At 59.0% G+C, this 17,576-nt stretch carries 13 protein-coding genes and 2 pseudogenes; 9 read left to right on the forward strand and 6 right to left on the reverse strand.

The genetic code is table 11. The features are described 5' to 3' along the window. Window positions 1-10: 10 nt before the first annotated feature. Entirely contained in the window at window positions 11-1,252 is a 1,242-nt protein-coding gene (locus CLU84_RS03945) for an alpha-hydroxy acid oxidase (protein WP_099736034.1), read from the reverse strand. Between the two features lie 100 nt (window positions 1,253-1,352). Continuing rightward, window positions 1,353-2,276, reverse strand: coding sequence for a glutarate dioxygenase GlaH (gene glaH / locus CLU84_RS03950; RefSeq protein WP_099736035.1), 924 nt, complete (start codon window positions 2,274-2,276; stop codon window positions 1,353-1,355). A gap of 109 nt (window positions 2,277-2,385) precedes the next feature. On the opposite strand from glaH, the gene CLU84_RS03955 reads away from it, so the two are divergent. The 3 genes from CLU84_RS03955 (at window position 2,386) to dcd (ending at window position 5,545) form a co-directional block, all read left to right on the forward strand. Then, window positions 2,386-3,282, forward strand: coding sequence for a LysR family transcriptional regulator (locus tag CLU84_RS03955; RefSeq protein WP_099736036.1), 897 nt, complete (start codon window positions 2,386-2,388; stop codon window positions 3,280-3,282). 340 nt (window positions 3,283-3,622) lie between these two features. Further along, the gene (guaD, locus tag CLU84_RS03960) at window positions 3,623-4,915 is read left to right on the forward strand and encodes a guanine deaminase (RefSeq protein WP_099737847.1); all 1,293 of its coding nucleotides are present in this window, start codon (window positions 3,623-3,625) and stop codon (window positions 4,913-4,915) included. 63 nt (window positions 4,916-4,978) lie between these two features. After that, complete coding sequence (gene dcd, locus CLU84_RS03965) at window positions 4,979-5,545, forward strand: dCTP deaminase (protein WP_099736037.1); 567 nt, start codon at window positions 4,979-4,981, stop codon at window positions 5,543-5,545. Between the two features lie 67 nt (window positions 5,546-5,612). On the opposite strand, the gene nadB is transcribed toward dcd, so the two are convergent. The 3 genes from nadB to CLU84_RS03980 all read right to left on the reverse strand — a co-directional run bounded on the left by nadB (window position 5,613) and on the right by CLU84_RS03980 (window position 9,479). Beyond that, window positions 5,613-7,139 (reverse strand): L-aspartate oxidase, encoded by a 1,527-nt coding sequence (gene nadB / locus CLU84_RS03970; protein WP_099736038.1) that lies wholly within the window; start codon window positions 7,137-7,139, stop codon window positions 5,613-5,615. 9 nt (window positions 7,140-7,148) lie between these two features. Further along, on the reverse strand, window positions 7,149-8,294 hold the full coding sequence (gene nadA, locus CLU84_RS03975) for a quinolinate synthase NadA (protein WP_099736039.1): 1,146 nt from the start codon (window positions 8,292-8,294) through the stop codon (window positions 7,149-7,151). Between the two features lie 225 nt (window positions 8,295-8,519). Further along, window positions 8,520-9,479 carry a delta(1)-pyrroline-2-carboxylate reductase family protein gene (locus CLU84_RS03980; RefSeq protein ID WP_099737848.1) on the reverse strand — a complete coding sequence of 320 codons (960 nt, stop codon included), beginning with the start codon at window positions 9,477-9,479 and terminating at the stop codon, window positions 8,520-8,522. Between the two features lie 167 nt (window positions 9,480-9,646). On the opposite strand from CLU84_RS03980, the gene CLU84_RS03985 reads away from it, so the two are divergent. The 3 genes from CLU84_RS03985 (at window position 9,647) to CLU84_RS03995 (ending at window position 12,632) form a co-directional block, all read left to right on the forward strand. Next, on the forward strand, window positions 9,647-9,976 hold the full coding sequence (locus CLU84_RS03985; RefSeq protein WP_099736040.1) for a hypothetical protein: 330 nt from the start codon (window positions 9,647-9,649) through the stop codon (window positions 9,974-9,976). A 141-nt stretch (window positions 9,977-10,117) separates the two neighbouring features. Next, complete coding sequence (locus tag CLU84_RS03990) at window positions 10,118-10,999, forward strand: neutral zinc metallopeptidase (protein ID WP_099736041.1); 882 nt, start codon at window positions 10,118-10,120, stop codon at window positions 10,997-10,999. 211 nt (window positions 11,000-11,210) lie between these two features. Further along, on the forward strand, window positions 11,211-12,632 hold the full coding sequence (locus CLU84_RS03995) for a DEAD/DEAH box helicase (protein ID WP_099736042.1): 1,422 nt from the start codon (window positions 11,211-11,213) through the stop codon (window positions 12,630-12,632). A 59-nt stretch (window positions 12,633-12,691) separates the two neighbouring features. Here the strand turns inward: CLU84_RS03995 and CLU84_RS04000 are convergent. After that, a pseudogene (locus CLU84_RS04000) lies at window positions 12,692-13,545 on the reverse strand (symmetrical bis(5'-nucleosyl)-tetraphosphatase). A gap of 138 nt (window positions 13,546-13,683) precedes the next feature. Here CLU84_RS04000 and CLU84_RS04005 point away from each other — a divergent pair. From CLU84_RS04005 to CLU84_RS04015, 3 genes and pseudogenes are all read left to right on the forward strand, one after another. Next, window positions 13,684-14,602 (forward strand): annotated as a pseudogene (locus CLU84_RS04005) (IS5 family transposase). A 1,351-nt stretch (window positions 14,603-15,953) separates the two neighbouring features. Beyond that, window positions 15,954-16,244: an H-NS family nucleoid-associated regulatory protein gene (locus tag CLU84_RS04010; RefSeq protein WP_099736043.1), complete on the forward strand. Its 291-nt coding sequence runs from the start codon at window positions 15,954-15,956 to the stop codon at window positions 16,242-16,244. Between the two features lie 122 nt (window positions 16,245-16,366). Continuing rightward, window positions 16,367-17,557: an FAD-dependent monooxygenase gene (locus CLU84_RS04015; RefSeq protein WP_099736044.1), complete on the forward strand. Its 1,191-nt coding sequence runs from the start codon at window positions 16,367-16,369 to the stop codon at window positions 17,555-17,557. Window positions 17,558-17,576: the final 19 nt, after the last annotated feature.

A 17,576-nucleotide genomic window follows, 5' to 3' on the forward strand; every position in this document is an offset into this window, starting at 1 on the left:
AGACTTGAGTTCAGGCCGACTTTTTCCGTAAGCAGTCTTTGGTGATTTCGGCCATGGATGTCGCACCCAGCATGGCCATGTTGCGATCGACTTCATCGCGCAGCAGCGTGATGGCGTGGTCCACGCCTTGCGCACCACCCACGGCGGCGGCGTACATAAAGGGGCGACCCAGAAACACCATGCGCGCACCTAGGGCCACAGCCTTGAGCACATCGCTGCCGCGGCGGATGCCGCTGTCCATCATCACGGCGGTGCGGTGGCCTACGCGGTCCACCACATAGGGCAGCATTTGCAGCGGGGCGACCACACCGTCGAGCTGGCGGCCGCCGTGGTTGGAGACCACGATGCCTTGCGCGCCGATGTCCGTGGCCATCACTGCATCGTCTTCGTTCAGGATGCCCTTGATGACAAGATTGCCCTTCCAGCGCTGGCGAATGCGCTCGATGTTCTTCCAGTTCAGGTGGTCACGGCCGGCTGTGTCACGGATGGCAGTGTTGGACAGCAGGGGCGCGCCGCGCGTGGCAAACGAGTTCTCGAAGTGCGGCATGCCGTGGTTGATGAGCGTGCGCAGCATGGTGCCCACCATCCAGCGCGGGCGGGTGATGCCGTCATAAGCCAGGCGCAGGGAGGGGCGCAGCGGCATCGAGAAACCGGTGCGCACATTGTTTTCGCGGTTGGCCCAGACGGGGATGTCCACGGTGATGACCAAGGTGCCAAAGCCTGCCGCTTCGATGCGGTCGATCAGGCCATCAATGCGCGAGGTGTCGCCGGGCAGATAGGCCTGAAACCAGGTGGAAGGTGCGGCCTTGGCCACGTCTTCCATGGGGATGAGGGAGGTGCCGCTCATGATGGCGGGAATGCGGTTGGCGGCAGCCGTTTGCGCCAGCACCAGATCGCCCCGGTAAGCGTTGATGGCGCTGATGCCCACGGGCGCTACGCCAAACGGCGAGTCCCAGGTCTGGCCGAACAGCTCGACCTTCTGGTTGCGCTGCGACACATCGACCATGACCTTGGAGCTGAAGCCGTATTGCTGAAAGCTGTCGCGGTTGGCCTGCAAGGAGACGCAATCTTCTGCTGCGCCCGAGACATAGCCGTAGAGGGGGCGGGGCAGGTGTTTGCGGGCGGCGGCCTCGAAGTCCTGCAGCGACAAGATGTTCTGCAGATGACGGGGGAGCCCTGCGCGTTGGCCGTAGGCGGCTTGCGCTTTAGGGGCGGGTGCTGGGTTTGCAGAGGGGGCTTGTGACGATGCCATGGTAGGAGCTTCGAGAGCGAAAGTCAGGGGTCTTAACTGGCTACGCCCCCGCACACTTGCGGTGCACGGGGGCGTGACAGAAATATCTAAATGTCAGGCGTTACTGAGCAAATGTGCCACGTTGGCGCATCAGCTCGCGGTGCAGTTGCTCGTTGCGCTCAAAAGGTGCGCGGCCGTGCACGTAGAAGTAGTTGTTCAGCACCACCAGATCGCCTGCGGGCAGGCTCACGGTACGGGTACCGGGTGAATTTTCCATCGATTCCGACAGATTCTGCAGGTAATTGGCTTCTGCATCGTTGGCAGGCTGCACGAACTGGTCGATGAAAGACATGGACAGACCGAACTCGCCGTGGAAGAACACGGGGCGTTCCACACGCTCGTTCACGTTCTTGGAGCCGGGAGCCTTGTACAGCAGGGGCTTGGCACCCATGGGGTCTTGCACAAAGCGGTCCAGCTCGCTCCAGTCGTCCAGGTGCAGGAAACGCGACTCGCCGCCCACGGCGTTCTTTTCGTCGAATTTCATCATTAGCAGCCAGTCGGTGGCTTCGGTCACGAAGGTGCCGTCGGTGTGCATGGTGAACAGGCGATAGGCCTGACGCAGGTAGGAGTCGCTGGCGTCCGTGTGCTTGACCAGGAAGCGCGCGTAGTACTTGTTGGACATGGAGTCGTGGTTGCTTGGGCCAAGGATGTGGCCGATGGCAGTACCGAACTTCACGTATTCGTCGCTGTCCTGTGTCAGGCCTTCCAGACCCAGCACAAAGCCGCCGTGCTTGCGGTCTTTGACGATGCGCACCAGTGTGTCCGCAAAGTCCTGACCCAGATGGGCAATCAGGCGGCGGGCGATGTGAAAGCGCATGAAGGGCACGTACTCCAGGTTCTGCACGTCGATGCTCTTCACGTCGGCGAGGTAGGCAGACAGAGCTTCAGGGTTCAGCGTCAACTTCAGCAGGCGAGGGTGCTCTGGGTGGGGAGCGATCTCGTAATTGGCTGGCTGGATCAGGTTCTGGGGGGTTGTAGCGTTCATGGCGGGTGGTTACTTCAATCAGGAATGGTGTGATTGAACACTTCTTGTTTGATACGATCTACGGGTTGAAATGCATTCTTTAATAATTAATTCAGATTAAAAGGTTTTCATGCTCAGCTATAGGCAACTAGAGCACTTCGTCACAGTGGCCCAGGAGCTGCATTTCTCTCGCGCCGCAGACAAGCTGGGGGTGGCTCAGTCAGCCGTCAGCGTGCAGGTGCAGCAGCTGGAGCAGCAATTGGGCGTGCGTCTGCTGCAGCGCAACAAGCGCAAACCCATCACGCTGACCGATGCGGGTGAGCTGCTTTATGAAGAAGCCGTGGCCGTGCTGCGCCACATGGAGCGTGCTCAGCAAATCGGCCTGCTGGCCGCACAGGGCATGAGCGGCCATGTCAAGCTGGGCTATATCTCGTCGGCCGTGACCTCGGGCATGCTGGCGCGGGTGCTGACCCGGTTCAGGCCCGGCCATGAACAGGTGCAAATGCAGGTGCTGGCCATGGAAACACCGCGCCAGTTGCAGGCCCTGCAGCAAGGCGAGATTGATGCAGGGCTGCTGCGCCCGCGCCGCCGCTACCCAGAGGGCGTCAAAGCCATCATCGTGCACAGCGAGCCCTTTATGGTCGCCATGGCCGAGAACCACCCGCTGGCGCGCAATGACACCATCAGCGCCGCCGACCTGCGTGGCCAGACCTTTATCGCACCGCAGTTTGTGAATGAGAGCGAGGGCTTTGCCGACGTGCTGGCGCGGCTGGCCGAGGCGGCAGGCTTTTCAGCCCGCGAGGCGTATCGTGTCAACGACTTCATTACCGCCACCAGTCTGGCGGCTGCGGGCTACGGCATTGTGGTGCTGCCAGAGTCCAACCGGCTGGTGAACCAGCCCGGCGTCATCTTCAGGCCGCTGCGCGACTTTAAAGAACAAGTGCATATGGCGCTGGCCTACCGCGAGCGAGAAAACTCCCCCGCCGTGCGCGCCTTTCTGGCCGTGGCCAAGGCCTGTATCGAGTAAGCATTTGCCGTAGCAAAGCTCTGTTGCCTGACAACTGCGGCGCGGTGCGCATCCCTGCCGGAGTCGCACTGACCGATATACAGACTCTGAAGATGAACTGGCTGAAGGCGCGATCGGCAGCTTGCCGCGCTCATTGCTGTTTTGCAGCGCTTTTAAAATCGTAGCTGCTGGCGTCTGCCAGAACTTGTTTTTATGAATGAATATTCATGAAGTCGATGTTTTACAAGCGCAATCAGCTTTGTTTTTGATAGCGAATCAAGGCTGGCCTGCGCTCAATCGTATAGCCCCTATAAGCGCCGCCGTGTTCCGCTTGCCGGGTCTGGCGCGTAAGCTCTTGCTCATGAAAATCTACCGTAGTGCCTTGCTGCGCTTTGCCGATGACGGCCAGGCTGTTTATGATTCCGACGCCCTGCTGGCCGTGGCGTCAGATGCCTCTGGCCGTCAGCGCGTAGTGGCTGCCGGCAGCTGGCAGGCGCTGGCTGACCAGTACATTCAACGCGAAGGGGTGGAAGTCATTCACCTGCACGGCAAGCTGCTGGCGCCGGGTTTTGTGGATATGCACATTCACTACCCGCAGACCGATGTGATCGGCGCACCGGCCCCCGGCCTGCTGCCCTGGCTGGAGAACTACACCTTCCCGCACGAGTCGCGCTTTCATGACCGCGAATACGCCGATGGCGTGGCCGAATTCTTCATGGATGAGCTGCTGCGCAACGGCGTGACCACGGCGCTGGCCTTTGCCACATCGCACCCCGCATCGGTCGATGCCATCATGACGGCGGCGCAAAAGCGCAGCATGCGCATGATTGCCGGCAAGGTGCTGCAAGACCGCAACAGCCCCGACGGCGTGCGCGACGATACCGAGCAAGGCCTGATCGACACTGAAACCCTGATCAATCGCTGGCATGGTGTGGATCGCCTGGGCTACGCCATCACCCCGCGCTTTGCGCCCACCAGCACCGAGGCGCAATTGCGCGGTGCGGGCGAGCTGGCGGCCAAATATTCGGATGTCTGGATTCAGTCCCATGTGGCCGAGAATCTGGACGAAATCGCCTGGGTCAAAGAGCTGTTCCCTGCGGCGCGCAGCTATCTGGCCGTGTACGACGACTTTGGCCTGATGCGCGAGCGGGCGGTGTACGCGCACAGCATCTGGCTGGATGAAACCGATCGCCAGTTGATGCAGAGCACCCGCTCGGCAGCCGCAGTGAGTCCGACCAGCAATCTGTTCCTGTCCAGCGGCTACTTCGACTACCTCAAGGCCGATCAAGCCCAGATGCTCTACGGTCTGGCCAGCGATGTGGGCGGCGGCATGAGCTTTTCTCCGTTTCGCACCATGCAGGCCGCCTATGTGGTGGGGCGCGAGGGCCACGCCAAGCAGGGCCAGAGCCTGTCGCCACAAAACCTGTGGTGGCAGCACACGGCGGGCGCAGCACGGGCGCTGGGGCTGGCGAGCGTGATTGGTAATCTGCAGCCGGGCTGTGAGGCGGACTTTGTGGTCATCAACCCCGCTTGCACGCCGCTCTTGGCGCGCAAGACGGCGCAGGCGCGCAATCTGGATGAGCTGCTGTTTGCCATGATCATCCTGGGAGATGACCGCCTGATTGAGCAAACCATTGTTTCTCAAGCAAAATAGCGGTCTTGCGCTGGTTACATAGCCATATAGCGCTATCAAAAACCAAGCGATACAGGATTTCCAATGAGCATCAAGAGCGACAAATGGATCCGTCAGATGGCGGAGCAGCACGGAATGATCGAGCCCTACGAGCCCGGCCAGGTGCGCCAGGTCGACGGCAAGAAGGTCATCAGCTACGGCACATCGAGCTACGGCTACGACATTCGCTGCGCGCGTGAATTCAAGGTCTTCACCAATATTCACAGCACCGTGGTCGACCCCAAAAATTTCGACGAAAAGAGCTTTGTCGACATGGAAGGCGACTACTGCATCATCCCGCCCAACAGTTTTGCGTTGGCCCGTACGGTGGAGTACTTCCGTATTCCGCGTGATGTGCTGACCGTGTGCCTGGGCAAGAGCACCTACGCGCGCTGCGGCATCATCGTCAATGTGACGCCGTTTGAGCCCGAGTGGGAAGGCTATGTGACGCTGGAGTTCTCCAACACCACGCCGCTGCCCGCAAAGATCTACGCTGGCGAAGGCTGTGCCCAGGTGCTGTTTTTCCAGGGGGACGAGCAGTGCGAGACCAGCTACAAGGACCGCAACGGCAAGTATCAAGGCCAGCATGGCGTGACATTGCCCCGCGCCTGATGGCCTAAGAGCCTCATCAAAAAAGCCCGCTGTATCTGCAGCGGGCTTTTTTGTTTTCAGCAGGTACTCAAGCCGCAGCGGCTTCCCGCATGGGCCAGTCCAGATTGCAGTGCGCGCCTACGCTGGCGTGGCGCTGCAGGGCTGCGTCCACCATCAGGCTGCACAGCACGAGCTGGTTGCGCAGGGCATGGTCTGCACCACGCCACTGTGATCGCCACAGCACCAGCTGCTTGGCGGCGGCAATCAGACTGTGGTTGCTGCGCACAATGCCCACGTTTTGCTGCATGAGCTGCTGCAGATTGAGCTGCATTTCTTGCTGGCTGATCGGGCTGAACCCGCTGCTCTCATTGCGCTGATTGCTATGAATTGTGGGGTGTTTGAGCAAGGGCAGATCGGCCATGCGCAGCGCAGCGGCGCGGCCCATGACCACGCATTCCAGCAGGGAATTGCTGGCCAGCCGGTTGGCACCATGCAGGCCGGTGCGGGCTACTTCGCCAATCGCCCACAGCCCGGCCACGCTGGTGCGCCCATCCAAATGGGCCTGCACGCCGCCGCAGGTGTAGTGGGCGCAGGGCGCGACAGGAATGGGCTGGGTGGCAATGTCAATGCCGTGAGCCACGCACAAGGCCATGACGCCGGGGAAATGCTGGGCCAGCCAGTCGCGGCTCTGCTGGGTAATGTCCAGCAGCACATGGGACAGTTGGTGCACCCGCATTTCTGTATCAATGGCGCGGGCCACGATGTCGCGCGGCGCCAGTTCGGCCCGCGAGTCATGGCGCAGCATGAAGCGTTCGCCGGGGTTGCCATTTTTGCCGGGCAGGCGCAGCAGCGCACCTTCGCCGCGCAGGGCTTCAGACACCAGACCCACAGCCTTGCCATTGATGTGCAGAGCCGTGGGGTGGAACTGCATGAATTCCAGATCACGCACCGCGCAGCCTGCGCGCCAGGCCATGGCAATCCCATCGCCCGTCGTGCCGGCGGGGTTGGTGGTGCTGGGGTAGATCTGCCCCATGCCGCCGGTGGCCAGTACGGTATGGCTGGCCAGCATGCGCTGCTGGCGGCCATCGGCATTGCGCACGGTGGCACCCACGCAGCGGCGCTGGGCGTCTTGCAGCAGTTCAATGGCGGTGCAGTGTTGTAAAAGGGTGATGTGGCCAAGGCTCTGGCAGGCCTGTAGCAAGCGCTGGTGAACGGCCAGCCCGGTGCGGTCTGTGGCGTGGACGATGCGCCGCGCGCGGTGGCCGCCTTCACGGGTCAGGTGCAGCTGGCCATTGGCCTGAGTGCTGAAAGGCACGCCATGCTGCTGCAGCCAGGCAATGGCGTCCGGCCCTTGCTCCAGAATGCGGCGCACGGCGGTTTCATCGCACAGGCCTGCGCCGGCGATCAGCGTGTCTTGGACATGGGCTTCAAGGCTGTCGCTGGCATCCAGTACGGCGGCAATGCCGCCCTGAGCCCATGCGCTGGCGCATTCATCGGCACGGCCTTTGCTGAGCAGGGTGATGCGCAGCGTGGCGGGCAGGCTCAGAGCCAGCGACATGCCGGCCAGACCGCTGCCGATGATGAGCACATCGGTGCAAGTTTTGGAGTAGGGCATGGCGGGCTCTCAGGCGGGGCCGAAGTTCTGGAACAGGGCGGTGTCTTGCACCATGTCGCCGCTTGCCTGCACGCGCTGGCGCTGGGCGGCGGCGAAGTCGAGCATGCGCTGAATGGGCTTGCGGGCGGCAAGTCCCAGGGTCGCATCCAGCTCAATCACGCCTTGGCGGTGCAGCAGTGCCTGCTCCACGCCGTGCAGGCTGTTCATGGCCATCCACGGGCAAAAGGCGCAGCTCTTGCAGCTGCCGCCCGTGCCTGCGGTGGGCGCGGCCAGAAAGGTCTTGCCGGGATAGCGCAGGCGCATATCGTGAAGAATGCCCAGATCGGTGGCGACGATAAAGATGCTGGTGGGCAGGCTGCCCACGGCGGCAATCAACTGGGTGGTGGAGCCCACCACATCGGCCAGTGCGGTGACTTCGGCAGGCGATTCGGGGTGCACCAGAATGGCAGCTTCGGGGTGCTGGTCGGCCAGCGCCTGGAGTTCATCGGCCTTGAATTCATCGTGCACCACGCAGCTGCCTTGCCACAGCAGCATGTCGGCCCCGGTCTGCTTTTGGATATGGCTGCCCAGATGGCGGTCAGGTGCCCAGAGGATTTTTTCGCCGCGCGCATGCAGGGCAGCCACGATGTCTTGCCCCACCGATGAGGTGACGACCCAGTCGGCCCGTGCCTTCACGGCGGCGCTGGTATTGGCGTAGACGACCACGGTGCGGTCGGGGTGGGCGTCGCAGAACTGGCTGAATTCATCGGCCGGGCAGCCCAGATCGAGGGAGCAGGTAGCGTCCCCATCGGGCATGAGTACGTTCTTCTCGGGACTCAGAATTTTGGCCGTCTCGCCCATGAAGCGTACGCCTGCCACTATCAAAGTGGTGGCGGGGTGCTCGGCACCAAAGCGTGCCATCTCCAGTGAATCGCCCACGCAGCCACCGGTTTCGCGGGCCAGATCTTGCAGCGCACCATCCACGTAATAGTGGGCCACCATGACGGCGTTGCGCTCCTTTAGCAAGGCTTTGATTCGCTGGGCAGTCTGGCGCTGCTGCGCCTGATCTTGCTCGGGCAGCACTCTGGCCCAGGCCTGACCGATGCTGCACTGGGCGCTGCCATTGGCATTGGCGCCCAGGGCGGGCTGGTCGAATTCCACGGTCTTGATTGGCATTGTCTCCATCCTGAGTTGTTCTGTTAAATATTTATACTCAATTTGAGTATTATTAAAGCGTGTTTTTCAGAATTTGTCATCTGCGCTGAAAGTCAGGGCTGATTTGACTGGCTGACGATGCAGTCGTATGAGGGGCAATATTTCAATGAGAAATGGCTGTAGCGCTTATGTATAAAGCGCTATTCGCTTCTGAAAAAGGAGCGTTGCGCCAAGCCACTTCAGTGTTTATGCCACTTGCGCAGACTGGTGTTGTCGCAGGGCCAGGCGCGTGGCAGCTAGGTCCCACCCGCCCCAGCCGCAGGATTTGAAGAGCACAGGGCCAGTCGGCCGCATCCAGTTTTGCTGCACTATGGTGGCCAGATTGGGCAGGGCGGCGACATCAATGCCGGCTTGCAGCAGGTCGCCCGCTTCGTGCTCGGCATCTTCGGTGTCGACCACGATCTGGCCCTGCTGCAAAAAGCGCTGGCACAGCTCGGGGGCCAGCTCGACCATCTGCGGCGTAAAAGCGCCCACAGCGCAGACAAAGGCATCGGGGCGGGGCGCTTCGTGCAAGACCACGGCCTGTGCGGGTGTGCAGGTCACGATCAGAGGGCAGTGGCGTGCGGCCAGAGCCAGATCATCGGTAATCTGCGCACGCATACCCATCGCCTGTGCCTGCGTCAGCAGGCTTTGTGCACTGCTGTGGCTGCGCGAGTAAATCCAGACCTCTTGCGTGCCCAGCCCTTGGGCAAAGGCTTGCAAATGCGCGCTGCCCTGCACACCCGCGCCGATGATGAGCAAAGGGCCATCCGGCTGCGCAGCCAACTTTCGCGCGGCCAGCAAAGACACGGCGGCTGTGCGGCGAGCGGTGATGGTGGGGCCATCCAGAATCAGCTGGCGCTCTCCCGTCGCGGCATCAAAGACGACGATGTCGCCCTGAATGGTGGGCCTGCCCGCCTGTGCGTTGCCGGGCGTGAAGCTGATGAGCTTGGTCATGACCACCTGCCCATCGGTGGCGGGCATGCAGAAAAGGCAGTTTCCGGGCGCAGTCGGCATGACGATGCGTGGCGGAACCGACACACTGGAGCTGTTTTGCAGCTGACGCAAAAGTGCTTCTACCTCGTCGGCCAGAGCCGTCCACGGCAGCAGTGCCGCAGTGGCCTTGGCATCGAGAAATGCAGAGCGGGGCTGGGAGTGAGTATTCATGGTCATGCGGGCCAGAGGTAAAAGAAGGGAAGGAGGTAGAGGCAGAGCTTACAAAAGTGCAAGCCGGGCCCGGTGTTAGCCGACATGAGATCACTGCATCAACGCTTTGGGAAGGCGTGACCTGCGCGCACAATATCGTCTGTTTTATTGATTGATTTTTTGCACATATGTTTGGCTCATCTTCTCGAACAGAACAACGCAAAGACCCCTCCTGGACACAGGCGCCTTCGAGCCATGGGCAGTCCGAGCCAGTCTGGCGAGAGGGCGGCGCTGCGCAGGCCTATGAGCCGACCCAGCAGCAGACGGCTGCAGTGCGCAAGTCTTCGTCCGGCAAATTATGGATTTCTGTCATCCTCGCCATCGTCGGCCTGCTGGCCGTGGCCTATCTGCTGCTGAGCATGGTGAATGTGGTGGAAGAGCAGATGGCGCGCAACCAGCCCGATGCGGCGCAAAGTCCTTCGGGTATGACGCTGGTTTCAAGCCCAGCCGGGCGTTGAATAGCGCGCCAAAGGTAAACAATGGTGGGCAAAGTTTTTCCAAGTGACAAAAGCACAGCCTGATACGTCAAATTTGAGCGGGAGCCCTTAATATCGCCACCCGGCGCAGGCCATGTGCAAGACAACAAAGGAGTAAGCACCATGAAATGGGAAGGCAACCGCGAGTCAGATAACGTTGAAGACCGCCGTGGTGACGGTGGTAGTAGTGGCGGTGGTGGTTTTCCCATTGGAGGCCGAAGCATTGGCATCGGCACCGTGGTGCTGGCGCTGGTCGGCTGGGGTGTTTTTGGCATCAACCCGCTGACGACGATTGGCATGCTCTCTGGCGGTGGCTCGCCCCAGGTGCAGCAGCAAGCGCCTGCGCAGCGCCCGGCGGCGGATGATCAGGGCGCCAAGTTTGTCTCTACCGTGCTGGCTTCGACCGAAGATGTATGGAGTCAGATCTTTCGTGATGGCGGCGCAAAGTATCAGAGCCCAAGACTGGTACTGTTCACCGGTGTGACGCGCACGGCCTGCGGCACAGGCCAGTCTGCCATGGGCCCGTTTTACTGTCCCGGTGACTTCAAAGTCTACCTGGATATGGACTTTTTCAACACCATGAGTCGCCAGCTGGGCGCTCCTGGCGAATTTGCCCGCGCCTATGTGATTGCCCATGAGGTGGGCCACCATGTGCAGAACCTGCTGGGTATCTCTGGCAAGGTCGATGCCATGCGAGGCCGCGTGAGCGAGCGTGAGCAAAACGCCATGTCTGTGCGCCTTGAGCTGCAGGCAGACTGCCTGGCGGGCATCTGGGCCAACAAGTCGCAGCAGGCCAAGAGCTGGCTTGAGCAGGGCGATATCGAGTCGGCCATGAATGCCGCCCAGCAGATTGGCGACGACAAGCTGCAGCGCGAAGCCACTGGCACCGTGCGTCCTGACAGCTTCACCCACGGCTCCAGCGCTCAGCGTGTACGCTGGTTCACACAGGGCTACAAAACCGGCAGCGTCAAGGCCTGCGACACCTTCGCTGCCCAGTCGCTTTAAACTTTCTGCTTGTCTGACAAAGGCGTGTGTTGAGTCACACGCCTTTCTTTTTGGGGAGTTACCCTGCTGAAATCCGGGTTATCCCGGTAAATTGCACGGGGTATTGAACGGCCTGCGTGTCTCTGTAAACACAGGGCGCAAAGCTGATCGGACGCCAAAAAATCACAAAGCCAACGCGAAAAACCCACTCGGTGCGACAATAACGCCCTCAATGACAAGCTCTTTCTCCAATCTTCACTTGGCTGAGCCCCTGGCTCGCGCTGTTGCCGACATGGGCTATGAGTCCATGACTCCGATTCAGGCGCAGGCCATTCCGGTTGTACTGACCGGAAAGGACGTCATGGGCGCTGCCCAGACGGGTACAGGCAAGACAGCGGCGTTCTCTCTGCCTTTGCTGCAGCGACTGATGCGCCACGAAAATGCTTCTGCGTCCCCTGCCCGCCATCCGGTGCGTGCGCTGGTGTTGTTGCCTACGCGTGAGCTGGCCGATCAGGTGGCGCAGCAAATTGCGTTGTATGCCAAGCACACCAAGCTGCGCAGCACCGTGGTGTTTGGCGGCATGGACATGAAGCCTCAGACCCTCGAGCTCAAAAAGGGCGTCGAAGTGCTGGTGGCAACACCGGGCCGTTTGCTGGATCACATCGAAGCCAAGAATGTGGTGCTCAATCAGGTGGAATATGTGGTGCTGGATGAAGCTGACCGCATGCTGGACATCGGCTTTCTGCCCGATCTGCAGCGCATCCTGTCGCATCTACCCAAGACGCGTACCACGCTGCTGTTCTCGGCGACTTTCTCGCCTGAGATCAAGCGCCTAGCCAGTAGCTACCTGCAAGACCCCGTCACGATTGAAGTTGCTCGCCCCAATGAAACCGCTTCCACTGTGGAGCAGCGTTTTTACAAGGTGACGGACGACGACAAGCGCTACGCAATTCGCTCCGTACTGAAAGAGCGCGAGATTCGTCAGGCCTTCATCTTCTCCAACAGCAAGCTCGGTTGTGCGCGCCTGACTCGAGCTCTGGAGCGTGATGGTCTACGCGCCGCTGCCCTGCATGGCGACAAGAGCCAGGACGAACGCCTGAAAGCGCTCGAAGCCTTTAAGGCCGGTGAAGTCGATCTCCTGGTCTGTACGGATGTGGCGGCTCGCGGTCTGGACATCAAGGATGTGCCAGCGGTCTTTAACTACGACGTGCCTTTCAATGCCGAAGACTATGTGCACCGTATTGGCCGCACCGGTCGTGCCGGCGCATCGGGTCTGGCGGTAACGCTGGTCACTGACCATGACAGCCGTCAGGTCGCCGAGATTGAAAAGCTCATCAAAAAGAAGATTCCGGTGGAACCAGCGCCTATGGCTGACTTCCGCCCTGTGCGCCAAAGCCGTAGCGCTGAGGAGTTCCGCCCCCGTCGTGAGCGTGAGTTTGACAGTGCTCCCCGTACCAGCCATCCTCATCGCCCATCGCGTATGGCACCTCGCGCATCCGCTGATCCGTTCTTCGACAAGCCTTATGAAGCAAGTGCTGCTGCTGAAGCTGCTGCCTGGGATAGCCGTACGGCCCCGGTCAAGATCGCTGGCATGAAGCCAAAGCGCAAGATTGCGGCCTTGTTCAAGGCTCCGGTGCAAGCAGCCGTCTCTTAAGCAAGAGCTGCATTGAAAAACGCCTGCTGATTGCAGGCGTTTTTGTTGGTGGGGGCAGTTTAGCCCTTGCCACCCGGCACTTGCGTCTGAGGGCATTGCAGCTGAATCAGCTCGCGTTCATTCATGTTTTCGCCAATGCGCATCATGCTCAGGCACCCCCCCAGATACAGCCGGTATCCATGGCCATGAGGTTGGGGCGATTGATATGACCCAGTGTGGACCAGTGACCAAATGCGATGGGCGTGACGGCAGTGAGCCGCCCTGGAACATCAAACCAGGGTGTCAGTCCCTCAGGGGCCTGATCGGCAGATTCTGAACTTTCAAAGTCCATCACGCCTTCTGCACTGCAAAAACGCAGCCGAGTAAAGGCGTTGACGATGCAGCGCAGGCGATCATCGCCTTGCAAGTCGGCTGACCAGCGGTCTGGCAGATTGCCGTACATATTCTGCAAAAAGTGCGCAAAGTCAGCGCGTTGCAGAACTGCTTGCACCTCTGCATTCAATGCCATGCAGTCCTGCAGACTCCATTGGGGTAGTACACCTGCATGCACCATGAGGAGGTTCTCTCCGCTGGGATTGGTGTGCAGGCGACTCAGAGGCTGCTGGCGCAGCCAGCCCAGCAGGGCATCACGGTCAGGTGCATCCAGCACCTGGCCCAGCGTATCGCGCTTGCTCTGGCGACGCAGGCCTTGGGCGGCGGCAAGCAGGTGCAGGTCATGGTTACCCAGCAGGGCGCGCATGGAGTCTCCGGCCAGCATGCAGCGGCGCAATACTTCGGCTGACTTGGGGCCGCGATTCACCAGATCACCAAGCACATAAAGCGTATCCCGGCTGGCAGAGAAATCCACGGTTTGCAGCAGTTGCTCGAAGGCGTCGTCGCAGCCCTGAATATCACCGATACAGTAAAGAGCCATGATCTTCTTTCTTATGAACGATCCATGGATTTTCTGCGGATCGCATGGCTTACGCTGCCGAACGGTGTTTTCCGATGCTTGGCATGGGCATGGGCGTTGTTGCAGAAATCGCCGTGTCGTAAGCGGTAGGCTCAAGGTATGAGCCAGCCCAGCAAGCCCCGCTAGCGCACTACCAACTGGAAGCAATACAACGCCTCACTCAAAGCACGGGGTTCATTGACAGTATGGCTGGACAAGCGCATGTGCTGGTTTGCCGCTGCCAGCTGCAAACGCGGGCGTAGCCCGAAGTTCTCGGATGCTGCTATCTAGTTTTGTTTGACGCTCAAGAATCTGTTTGGCCTGGCCCTGCGGCAGACCACGGGACTGGTGCAGTCTGTGCTGCAATTGTCGGGGCTTGCTTGGCCAGTCCCTGACTGCAGTACTTTGTGCAGACGCCAATTAGCGGTGAACGTTCAGGTGCCGTACACACGCAGCCAAGGTGGGCTGCACCTGCTGGTGGATTCGACAGGAATCAAGTTCCTGGGCGAAGGCGAGTGGAAGTGCAAAAAGCATGGGCCTGAACGTCGCCTTCAGTGGCGCAAGCTGCACATTGGCATTGATGCCCAGACATTGCAGATCAGGGCCATCTGCGTTACTTCCAACAATGTCAGCGATGCTGCTGTGTTGCCTGACTTGCTGCAGCAGTTACCAGCGCTTGAGAGCCTGGCGGGCGATGGAGCGTATGACACGTAGCCAGCCCATGAGGCCGTGATTGAGTATGGATCTATTCCAATCATTCCTCCTCGCAAGAATGCTCGAATACTGCAAAGGCAGTGTCTTTGTTCATCGCAATGCAGCGATTGCCGCATGCAGGCGGTTGGGGCGAAGTATCTGGAAGTGCTGGAGTGGCTATCACCGGCGCAGCTTGGTGGAAACCGAGATGAACTGCATCAAGCGACTGGGCGAGCGAGTGATGTCTCGCACCTTTGAGCGCCAAGTGAATGAGCTTCATATCCGTGCAGCGATATTGAATCGATTTACTGAACTGGGCCGTCCTCAGACGGCAGCCGTGGCATAGCCACGGCTAGGGTTTGGGGCAGCTCGCTTCAAGCAGGATTTATGCAACAGCGCCGTTGTGAGGCTCGCCCACTGGTGTAAAACGGTGACAAGAAGGCGTAGGCTAAGCGTAAAAATTTGGCTCAATTCCTTTGTTTACTTCAACTGGTAATTATCTCGATGGGTCTGCTGAGCGGTATTTTGACTAGGCTGTATAGTTGAATTTTATGAAAATATCTGAGGAGACCGCTTTTAATTCACTAGCTGCTATGGCTGTGACTGCTATTACATTTATAACGATTAACTTATGAGGCAGGCTTCGATGCGAGTGGGGTAACTCTATACGGCGCCGGTTTTCCCCTTTGTTGCGCGACCTATGGCCTTGTTTACATTCACTGCACCTCCTTACTATTTGCAGACAGTTCAATAAATGCCATTTTTGTCTTGCTAAAAATTAATGAATCAGCGAGCTGCACTGTGGTCGAAGAGGAAATAGTTGCGGGCTTTTAGATAGGTGTAAAGCGTGTTCGATTGAGACCAGTGAAGACAAGATGCTGCAGAACCTATTACATTTGGACGAAGACCTTAGACACCTTTGGTTGTTCTGTGCTCTGATATGAATTCGCTAGATGTCAAAATGACGATAGATTGGGCTTTTTAGGCTCTGTGCTGAAGAGGTGAGATGGGTGGTTATTTTTGGTCTTCCGCCAGCCAGCAAGGGATTGCTGGGTGAGCTTCTGGGCGTCATCAATGTTTCCGAAATTCTGGTAGCAGACTCAGAATCACAAGAATTTTTCTGAGAGCATGTGCTAGCTTCTTAATTTTTCCCTAAACCTTGAGGCCATTAAAGTTGCGGGTTCCATTGCGCTCCCAAACAGCTGGAATGGTTTTTATTGTGGATGAGTGCGTTGTCGTTCAGGGTGAGCGATGACATCGCATGATTTTTAGGGATTCATGCCGTAGAGCTGCTACCGATGGAAGCAAGCCAAGCCTGAAAGACCCATCTTTTTGATGGTTTCTGGCGGCTTGATACCTGCCTAGAGTGGAAAGGCTTGTTGGGGTTCTCGCTTTTCAGGGTGAAGAGAACAGGGGGCGATAACACCCTTGCGGGATTATTTCTGGCCGACAGCAGACATTTGCCTGTTGCCTGTGAGAAGGTCTTTGTTGGGAATCGATATTTTTTCTGATCGATTTTGACGGACTGTGTATCCATAGGATATTGGAAATTTCAGATCAAGATGTATTAAATTATTAACATGAAGTTACATTTCATGAGCATCTTTAATTGTGGTTATTGCTTACTCGTTAATTCATGCATTTGAGATTCAAGCATTTATAATGATTTCACTTTAATCAACTAAGAAGCGCAAATCATGAGCACTTACAAGGAACTCCTGAAGCAGAGAGAAGACCTGGAGCAGCAAATCAACGAAGCCCGTACGCGAGAACTCGCTGACGCGGTGGGCAAGGTTCGTAGCCTGATTGCTGAATACGGTTTGACTGCTGAGGATGTCTTTCCTCCTGCTCGTGCGCGTGCTTCCGCTAATGCGGGTGCCAAGGTCGCTCCCAAGTACCGTGATCCAGTCACGGGTCAGACTTGGACTGGCCGCGGCAAGCCGCCAAAGTGGATTGCAGACCAGGATCGCGAACAGTTCGTTATCTAACCTGTGGATTGCGCACGTTGAAAAAGCCCGCCTTGGCGGGCTTTTTTCATGGTGACTGTTTTGCGCCAGCGCAAATCAAAGTTCTCCTTCATTACGGTATTGAAGCGGCACAATCAGAGTCCATGAATAAGCAGGTGTTGATTGCGGGGGGCGGTATCGGTGGTCTGGCGGCGGCTATTGCGGCGGCACGGGCAGACTGGGATGTGCGCCTTTTTGAGCGAGCCACAGAATTCTCTGAAGTCGGGGCCGGTATTCAGCTCGGCCCGAATGTGGTGCGCAGGCTTCAGGCCTGGGGCTTGCAGCGGCCTTTGCAGCAGGTGGTGGCTTCGCCTTCCGCCCTGCGTGCCTGTAGCGCTGTAACGGGAAAAGAGTTAGGCCGTTTGCCGCTGGGTCGCGATATGGTGCAACGTTATGGCGCAAGCTACGCCACCATTCACCGTGCCGATCTGCACGAGATCTTGCTACAGGCTGCGCAAAACTTGCCAGAGGTACACCTCAACCTCAATCAGACGGTTAATAGCTACACCGAGCAAGATGGCGTGGTCACCATTCGCACCAGTGCGAACAAGCTGATTGAAGGTGATGCACTGATTGGCGCAGATGGTGTGCGCAGCGCTGTGCGTGCCCAGATGCTGGGCGATGGTCCGCCGCGCGTAACCGGGCATCTGGCGTATCGCGCCATGGTGCATCAGGCTCAGTTGCCCAAGCGTCTGCGTACCAGCGAGGTGACGGCTTGGCTGGGTCCGCATCTGCATGCTATTCAATACCCGGTGCGCCGGGGGGAGCTACAGAATCTGGTGGTGATTGTGCAAGGCCCGCCGCCTGCCGATCTGGATCATTGGGATCATTCCGCTAACCTGCCCGACTTGATGCAGCATCTGAAGGGCACTTGCAGCTATCTGCAGGACCTGGTGCAGCATGTGCCGGACTTGGGGGGCGAATGGCGTCTGTGGCCAGTGGCTGACCGGGTGCCTGTGGCCTCTGAGGCGCAGATGGCACAAGGCATGGTGGCTTTGCTGGGTGATGCGGCCCACCCCATGCGGCCTTATCTGGCCCAAGGGGCGGGTATGGCGATTGAAGATGCGGCAGAGCTGCAGAGCGCGCTGTCCATGCATGACCTGGACGTCAGCCTGCGGCTGCGCCGCTATGCCTTGAACCGCTGGCAGCGCAATGCGCGGGTGCAGGAAAGGTCGCTGCGCAATGGACGCATCTTCCACGCTACAGGCTTGGTACGCTGGGGCCGGGATTTGTCGCTGCGCGCGCTGGGCGGGCGCATCATGGATGTGCCCTGGCTTTATGAGGGAGCGTTGTAGACAGCGACTAAGGTCTAGC

This window comes from Comamonas sp. 26, assembly GCF_002754475.1.
Taxonomy (GTDB): domain Bacteria; phylum Pseudomonadota; class Gammaproteobacteria; order Burkholderiales; family Burkholderiaceae_C; genus Comamonas.

Excerpts from the sequence above, each read along its gene's own strand:
- CLU84_RS03945 (WP_099736034.1), bottom strand. The coding sequence starts at position 1,252 with ATGGCATCGTCACAAGCCCCCTCTGCAAACCCAGCACCCGCCCCTAAA.
- glaH (WP_099736035.1), bottom strand. The coding sequence starts at position 2,276 with ATGAACGCTACAACCCCCCAGAACCTGATCCAGCCAGCCAATTACGAG.
- CLU84_RS03955 (WP_099736036.1), top strand. The coding sequence starts at position 2,386 with ATGCTCAGCTATAGGCAACTAGAGCACTTCGTCACAGTGGCCCAGGAG.
- guaD (WP_099737847.1), top strand. The coding sequence starts at position 3,623 with ATGAAAATCTACCGTAGTGCCTTGCTGCGCTTTGCCGATGACGGCCAG.
- dcd (WP_099736037.1), top strand. The coding sequence starts at position 4,979 with ATGAGCATCAAGAGCGACAAATGGATCCGTCAGATGGCGGAGCAGCAC.
- nadB (WP_099736038.1), bottom strand. The coding sequence starts at position 7,139 with ATGCCCTACTCCAAAACTTGCACCGATGTGCTCATCATCGGCAGCGGT.
- nadA (WP_099736039.1), bottom strand. The coding sequence starts at position 8,294 with ATGCCAATCAAGACCGTGGAATTCGACCAGCCCGCCCTGGGCGCCAAT.
- CLU84_RS03980 (WP_099737848.1), bottom strand. The coding sequence starts at position 9,479 with ATGAATACTCACTCCCAGCCCCGCTCTGCATTTCTCGATGCCAAGGCC.
- CLU84_RS03985 (WP_099736040.1), top strand. The coding sequence starts at position 9,647 with ATGTTTGGCTCATCTTCTCGAACAGAACAACGCAAAGACCCCTCCTGG.
- CLU84_RS03990 (WP_099736041.1), top strand. The coding sequence starts at position 10,118 with ATGAAATGGGAAGGCAACCGCGAGTCAGATAACGTTGAAGACCGCCGT.
- CLU84_RS03995 (WP_099736042.1), top strand. The coding sequence starts at position 11,211 with ATGACAAGCTCTTTCTCCAATCTTCACTTGGCTGAGCCCCTGGCTCGC.
- CLU84_RS04010 (WP_099736043.1), top strand. The coding sequence starts at position 15,954 with ATGAGCACTTACAAGGAACTCCTGAAGCAGAGAGAAGACCTGGAGCAG.
- CLU84_RS04015 (WP_099736044.1), top strand. The coding sequence starts at position 16,367 with ATGAATAAGCAGGTGTTGATTGCGGGGGGCGGTATCGGTGGTCTGGCG.